The organism is Streptomyces sp. NPDC048461 (assembly GCF_055587105.1).
Genome location: NZ_JBVJGW010000070.1, coordinates 1 through 1,998, shown reverse-complemented (window position 1 = coordinate 1,998; position 1,998 = coordinate 1). Strand labels below are relative to the sequence as shown.

Below are 1,998 nucleotides of genomic sequence, written 5' to 3'. Positions count from 1 at the left end.
ATCCGCTGCGCGGCCCGTGAGGGCCGGGCGCTGCGCGCCCTCTCGGCGCAGCGCCGGGGCGCAGCGGCCTGGTTGGCCGGGTGCGGGCCGGGGTGTGGCTGGGGTTCAACCGCTTCCCGCGCAGCGGGTGACCGGATCCGCTGCGCGGCGCGCTGCGCGCCCTCTCGGCGCAGCGGCGGGGCGCAGCGGCCTGGTTGGCCGGGTGCGGGCCGGGGCGTGGCTGAGGTTCAACCGCTTCCCGCGCAGCGGGTGACCCGGCGCGCTGCGCGCCCGGGGGAGGCCCGCCGCTGCGCGGCGGGCGGGGGCGGTCCGCTGCGCTCCCCGCCAGGGAGGGGCGGTCCGCTGCGCTCCCCGCCAGGGAGGCCCTGGCGCTGCGCGCCCGGGTGGTTCGGGGTTATGAGCAGTGCTTCTGAGCAGGGGATTTCCGTGGACTGATGAGCTTGAGTCCTGTAAAGTTGTCTTTGTCGGAGAGGGGCGGCACACCCCGACCCGGCAACAACGTTCACCAACCGGAAAAGGACAGCACATGACGAGTCGTCTCCTCCCGCTCGACCTTGAAGCCCGTCGGATGGATCTCCGGGTCGTGGACTCCCTGCCCGCGAAGGGCTACCGGGGCTACGTCAACGCGACGGGCCGTCTGCGGACCGTCAGCAACCTGTACGACCGGACCACGGTGTTCGGACACGTCGTGATCTCGCCCGATGAGGCGTTCGCCCTCACCAACAAGAGCGCGCCCCACGCGTTGTTCGAGCTCATGGTGATCTCGGCCGGGGCGACGCACCGGCCGGGACTGCACGACCACTCCGCAAAGTTCGGCGCGGCCTTCGGAGTCATGGCCGATGCATTCGCGGACCACTGCCGCGCCTACGACCTCACTCCGGTCGTGTCGTGGAGCTACGACCCCGCGACGGTGGACCGCGAGTCCATCCAGGGTGAAAAGCGGTTCCACGCTCACTTGGTCGGGCGTACCCAGGCCGAGCGGGCGACCGTCGCGGAAATGGCGGTGCGGGCGGGAGCCCTCTCCGCCAGCCGGTCGCGGCGCATCGTGGAGGAAGCCTCCGTGCTCGGATCGCTCCTCAGCGCCGACTGCGTGGACCCGGACGCGCTCCGCGTCCTCGTCCCCGTACCGGCGCTCTCCACCCCCACGGCAACCGTGACGGCTCAGTTCCTCCTGCCGGAGGGATGGGCAAGCCTCACGGACCCCGGGCTCCATGCCGATCTCGCCTACGTGCAGCGCAAGCTGCGGCGCACCTACGACGAGATCGTGAGCACCTGCACCACCGGCGACACCGGCATGTGGGAAAGGCCCGTGGTCCGGGAGTTCGACGCGGACGACATCAGCATCCCCCTTCGTCCGGCTACACGCGCCACCCTGGCGCACTACCTTCGGGCGCTCCGCCCGGAAATCCTGACGAGTCATCGGGAGGCCAACCGGTCCCGCGACACCCACGTTTACCCGCTCGCCGATCTGGCCTATGCGGTCACCATCGCCGAGCAGGACGGCAGGGTGTACCTGCACCTGCGAATCAATCTCTTCTCCGATCTCGGCGGAGCGGGAATCAGCATCATCGACGGAGTGGTCGTGAAGACGAAGAAGGGAGTAGGAATCCTCCGCGCCGACGAAGTAGCGGCCCGAAAGGCATTCCAGGCCGAATACCTCGGTAAGATCCACCAGCACCCGTTCGCCTCCCGGGTGTTCTTCCCGGGCATCTAAACGAGCCGGACCGGAGAGTTTCTGACGAAAGGCCAGAAACTCTCCGGTCCCCGCGTTCACCCCACCCCGGGTGCCCAGCTATTTCGCCAAAGCTACATCCTGCATCAGATGACACACCGCCGCCACCCTCCGCCCTTGCCAGCCGCCCGCGAAGCGGGCTCAGGGCCGGGGAGCGCAGCGGACCGGCCCGGCCTGAAGCGCAGCGAAAGGCCATCACCGGCCGCGCGCAGCGCGGCCGGTGACCCTCCCTCACCCCCGACGCGCCGCGCCGGGGGGGTGGGAGG

General features: G+C 70.2%; 1 protein-coding gene. It reads left to right on the top strand.

Annotation, left to right across the window (positions count from 1 at the left end; translation table 11 throughout):
* Nucleotides 1–526: 526 nt before the first annotated feature.
* Nucleotides 527–1,714 (top strand): hypothetical protein, encoded by a 1,188-nt coding sequence (locus tag ACZ6S8_RS39500; RefSeq protein WP_469463232.1) that lies wholly within the window; start codon nucleotides 527–529, stop codon nucleotides 1,712–1,714.
* Nucleotides 1,715–1,998 lie beyond the last annotated feature (284 nt).

What these genes read in the sequence shown, in the direction of transcription:
- ACZ6S8_RS39500 (WP_469463232.1), top strand. Translation starts at nt 527, where the DNA reads ATGACGAGTCGTCTCCTCCCGCTCGACCTTGAAGCCCGTCGGATGGAT.